General features: G+C 44.8%; 1 protein-coding gene and 3 rRNA genes (1 of these 4 only partly in view). 3 read left to right on the forward strand and 1 reads right to left on the reverse strand.

Going from position 1 to position 5,000, the window contains the following annotated elements; genetic code table 11:
• From MKY07_RS00225 to rrf, 3 genes are all read left to right on the forward strand, one after another.
• Positions 1-51, forward strand: a 16S ribosomal RNA gene (locus tag MKY07_RS00225); it begins 1,506 nt to the left of the window's first position.
• A gap of 234 nt (positions 52-285) precedes the next feature.
• Positions 286-3,214: ribosomal RNA gene (locus MKY07_RS00230) — 23S ribosomal RNA — on the forward strand.
• 86 nt (positions 3,215-3,300) lie between these two features.
• Positions 3,301-3,416 (forward strand): 5S ribosomal RNA (gene rrf, locus MKY07_RS00235).
• Together the 16S, 23S and 5S rRNA genes form the textbook arrangement of a ribosomal RNA operon.
• 391 nt (positions 3,417-3,807) lie before the next feature.
• Here the strand turns inward: rrf and MKY07_RS00240 are convergent.
• The gene (locus tag MKY07_RS00240; RefSeq protein WP_339263437.1) at positions 3,808-4,740 is read right to left on the reverse strand and encodes a DNA primase; all 933 of its coding nucleotides are present in this window, start codon (positions 4,738-4,740) and stop codon (positions 3,808-3,810) included.
• Positions 4,741-5,000 lie beyond the last annotated feature (260 nt).

Here is a 5,000-nt window from a genome sequence, read left to right on the forward strand (position 1 = left end):
AAGTCGTAACAAGGTAGCCGTATCGGAAGGTGCGGCTGGATCACCTCCTTTCTAAGGATTATTTCGGAATCATTCCCTTGGGGAATGAAACATTAACGTTTGCTGTTCAGTTTTGAAGGTTCATTCTTAAATGAATGAAATACTTCAAAACACTCGTTCTTTGAAAACTGGATAAAACGACATTGAAAGCAATAAATCAAATTTCTATTTTATAGATTTTTAAACAAGTCAAGCAATTGACGTGTAAACTTAAATCTTAGATCTCTGATCTAAGTGTTAACTTTTGGTTAAGTTAATAAGGGCGCACGGTGGATGCCTTGGCACTAGGAGTCGATGAAGGACGGCACTAACACCGATATGCCTCGGGGAGCTGTAAGTAAGCTTTGATCCGGGGATTTCCGAATGGGGGAACCCACTATCTTTAATCGGATAGTATCTTCACGTGAATTCATAGCGTGTTGAAGACAGACGCAGGGAACTGAAACATCTAAGTACCTGCAGGAACAGAAAGAAAATTCGATTCCCTGAGTAGCGGCGAGCGAAACGGGAAGAGCCCAAACCAAAGAGCTTGCTCTTTGGGGTTGTAGGACACTCTATACGGAGTTACAAAAGAATGAATTAGACGAAGCGACTTGGAAAGGTCCGCGAAACAAGGTAAAAGCCCTGTAGTCAAAAGTTCATTCCCTCCAGAGTGGATCCTGAGTACGGCGGAACACGTGAAATTCCGTCGGAATCCGGGAGGACCATCTCCCAAGGCTAAATACTACCTAGTGACCGATAGTGAACCAGTACCGTGAGGGAAAGGTGAAAAGCACCCCGGAAGGGGAGTGAAATAGATCCTGAAACCGTGTGCCTACAAGTAGTTAGAGCCCGTTAATGGGTGATAGCGTGCCTTTTGTAGAATGAACCGGCGAGTTACGATTACGTGCGAGGTTAAGTTGAGAAGACGGAGCCGCAGCGAAAGCGAGTCTGAATAGGGCGAATTAGTACGTGGTCGTAGACCCGAAACCAGGTGATCTACCCATGTCCAGGGTGAAGGTGAGGTAACACTCACTGGAGGCCCGAACCCACGCACGTTGAAAAGTGCGGGGATGAGGTGTGGGTAGCGGAGAAATTCCAATCGAACCTGGAGATAGCTGGTTCTCTCCGAAATAGCTTTAGGGCTAGCCTCGTGATTGAGAATACCGGAGGTAGAGCACTGTTTGGACTAGGGGGGCATCTCGCTTTACCGAATTCAGACAAACTCCGAATGCCGGATATTTATACACGGGAGTCAGACTGCGAGTGATAAGATCCGTAGTCAAGAGGGAAACAGCCCAGACCACCAGCTAAGGTCCCCAAGTAATCGTTAAGTGGAAAAGGATGTGGCGTTGCTTAGACAACCAGGATGTTGGCTTAGAAGCAGCCATCATTTAAAGAGTGCGTAATAGCTCACTGGTCGAGTGACGCTGCGCCGAAAATGTATCGGGGCTAAACGATTCACCGAAGCTGTGGATGCATACTTTGAGTATGCGTGGTAGGAGAGCGTTCTAACAGCGTTGAAGTCAGACCGGAAGGACTGGTGGAGCGGTTAGAAGTGAGAATGCCGGTATGAGTAGCGAAACATGGGTGAGAATCCCATGCACCGTATGACTAAGGTTTCCTGAGGAAGGCTCGTCCGCTCAGGGTTAGTCGGGACCTAAGCCGAGGCCGATAGGCGTAGGCGATGGACAACAGGTTGATATTCCTGTACCACCTCCTCACCGTTTGAGAAATGGGGGGACGCAGTAGGATAGGGTAAGCACGCCGTTGGTTGCGCGTGTTCAAGCAGTAAGGCGTGTATGTAGGCAAATCCGCATACTTTAACGTTGAGCTGTGATGACGAGCTCGTATGAGCGAAGTTCCTGATTTCACACTGCCAAGAAAAGCCTCTATCGAGGTGAGAGGTGCCCGTACCGCAAACCGACACAGGTAGTCGAGGAGAGAATCCTAAGGTGTGCGAGAGAACTCTCGTTAAGGAACTCGGCAAAATGACCCCGTAACTTCGGGAGAAGGGGTGCTTCTTTGGGTGCATAGCCTAGAGAAGCCGCAGTGAATAGGCCCAGGCGACTGTTTAGCAAAAACACAGGTCTCTGCAAAACCGTAAGGTGACGTATAGGGGCTGACGCCTGCCCGGTGCTGGAAGGTTAAGAGGAGCGGTTAGCGCAAGCGAAGCTGTGAATTGAAGCCCCAGTAAACGGCGGCCGTAACTATAACGGTCCTAAGGTAGCGAAATTCCTTGTCGGGTAAGTTCCGACCCGCACGAAAGGCGTAACGATCTGGGCACTGTCTCAACGAGAGACTCGGTGAAATTATAGTACCTGTGAAGATGCAGGTTACCCGCGACAGGACGGAAAGACCCCGTGGAGCTTTACTGTAGCCTGATATTGAATTTTGGTACAACTTGTACAGGATAGGTAGGAGCCAGAGATCTCGGAGCGCCAGCTTCGAAGGAGGCGTCGGTGGGATACTACCCTGGTTGTATTGAACTTCTAACCCATGCCCCTTAGCGGGGTAGGAGACAGTGTCAGGCGGACAGTTTGACTGGGGCGGTCGCCTCCTAAAGAGTAACGGAGGCGCCCAAAGGTTCCCTCAGAATGGTTGGAAATCATTCGTAGAGTGTAAAGGCATAAGGGAGCTTGACTGCGAGACCTACAAGTCGAGCAGGGTCGAAAGACGGGCTTAGTGATCCGGTGGTTCCGCATGGAAGGGCCATCGCTCAACGGATAAAAGCTACCCCGGGGATAACAGGCTTATCTCCCCCAAGAGTCCACATCGACGGGGAGGTTTGGCACCTCGATGTCGGCTCATCGCATCCTGGGGCTGTAGTCGGTCCCAAGGGTTGGGCTGTTCGCCCATTAAAGCGGTACGCGAGCTGGGTTCAGAACGTCGTGAGACAGTTCGGTCCCTATCCGTCGTGGGCGTAGGAAATTTGAGAGGAGCTGTCCTTAGTACGAGAGGACCGGGATGGACATACCGCTGGTGTACCAGTTGTCTTGCCAAAGGCATCGCTGGGTAGCTATGTATGGACGGGATAAGTGCTGAAAGCATCTAAGCATGAAGCCCCCCTCAAGATGAGATTTCCCATTACGCAAGTAAGTAAGACCCCTGAAAGACGATCAGGTAGATAGGTTCGAGGTGGAAGTGCGGTGACGCATGCAGCTGACGAATACTAATCGGTCGAGGACTTAACCACATTTTATTGCTCAATTCAATGAAACGTTTATCCAGTTTTGAAAGAATGAAATTCTTTTACATAGGCTTATTTAAAGCCCACTATAGTGAAGTGATGATGGCAAAGAGGTCACACCCGTTCCCATACCGAACACGGAAGTTAAGCTCTTTAGCGCCGATGGTAGTTGGGGGCTTCCCCCTGTGAGAGTAGGACATCGCTTCGCACAACGCAAACCCACTGAGTAATCAGTGGGTTTTTTTGTCGTTTAAATTAAATAGGAGTTTGACTTGTTCATTTTAATATTTAACATCGAGAATTGTGTGGGATATGAATTCCTTTTATAATCCGAGGTTCCGTTTATAAACTTTTCCCCACCTAGTCCTCCATATAAATCAGTCCGTGATTTCCCTGAGAGAAAATAAAATTATCAGCATTCATTTTTTCTCAAATTTCGCTGTAATAAGAAACCTGAGAGAATACGGGGAATAGTAGAATGGAAAATAATTTTTCTGCTTTGTGATTTATTAAGTACACACGATTATGTTTTATTATAAAACTTATATGAATGTCATTTTCAAAGTAAAAACGCTCCCTTATGGAAGGAAGCGTTTAGATTATTCATTTTGGTAACTTATAGATTGTTCATGGTATTCAAGTAGTGCCTGGGTTAATTGTTTTGGAAACTTTTCTTCGATATAAGCTGCAATATACAGCTTCTTATCTACTTCCATTTGCGCAGAACGGAAAAGTTTCTGGAAAAGGGTCGTTTTTCTTTGTAGCGAGTACTGCTGAACTGCCTCATTTTGCAAACGGTTGAGCACAATTTGTTCGATTGCCTTTTCTCTAATTCGAATAGCAATATCCTCTTTATTGGAAGCCATTATTTCCTCGACTTTCTTTTTCAATTCGGTATTTTCCTGTTCAAGTTTTTTTGTAGCCACTTGGATCTCCGTCAATTCCTGTGAAGGTTCTGGAGGGAGGGCTTTGATCTCCTGTTTAAAGAAATCATAGTTCAAATTTAGCTGCATTTGCTGGGTCTCTTCATCTTGTTCCATTTTAAACAAGCCTGTTTTCATAATTTGCTCAAGTGCTTGGCTCATGGCATTGAGTCTGTATTCAATATTATCGGGCATTCCTACTTCTGTTGAGGAAGAAGTTCTTTTTTTGATAATATGGCCATCTTTATTAATACGTAATAGCTGCTTTAACCCTTTTACACGGTATTCGTCTTTTAACAGTAAAATCATACGCAGTTTTATAACGGCCCTAAAGTCTAAACGAATAACAGATGCTGTAGTAGGATTTGACGCTTCATCATCAAAAAGATATTCTTCAAACGGTTTAATATAGTAACGTATCTGTGCGTCAGTGACATTAAACCAGCTGGCTACTTCAGGTGTGGAATAGTATTTTTTCTCAATGAGGTTGGACAAATAAGTTTCCGATAAAAAGAATTGTTCAGTCGGTGTTTCTTTAATAACTAAATATAGCGGGTCATCTGCAAAAATTTCTTTAATACGTTTCTCTATCGAAATCGTTTGTTCCATTTTTTTTTCTCTCCTGTTCTACGGGGAATTTTTCTATTCTTTGCAGCAACTAAATTTACTTCTCTACTTTTTTCTATTCTTTACAATGCCGTTTTATACCTAATTTTAAAAAAAGAGAGACGAAAAGATGCACTTTAAGTGGATATTACATAAAAAGGTGATAATTGATGAGGTTATAATGCAAATAACAAAGCTATCTCAAGAGACACCAGATTATGAGTTGAATAAAAATTATTTATTATCACGTATACAAGATTCAT

The organism is Solibacillus sp. FSL W7-1472 (genome assembly GCF_037969775.1).
Taxonomy (GTDB): domain Bacteria; phylum Bacillota; class Bacilli; order Bacillales_A; family Planococcaceae; genus Solibacillus; species Solibacillus silvestris.

What these genes read in the sequence shown, in the direction of transcription:
- MKY07_RS00240 (WP_339263437.1), bottom strand. Translation starts at nt 4,740, where the DNA reads ATGGAACAAACGATTTCGATAGAGAAACGTATTAAAGAAATTTTTGCA.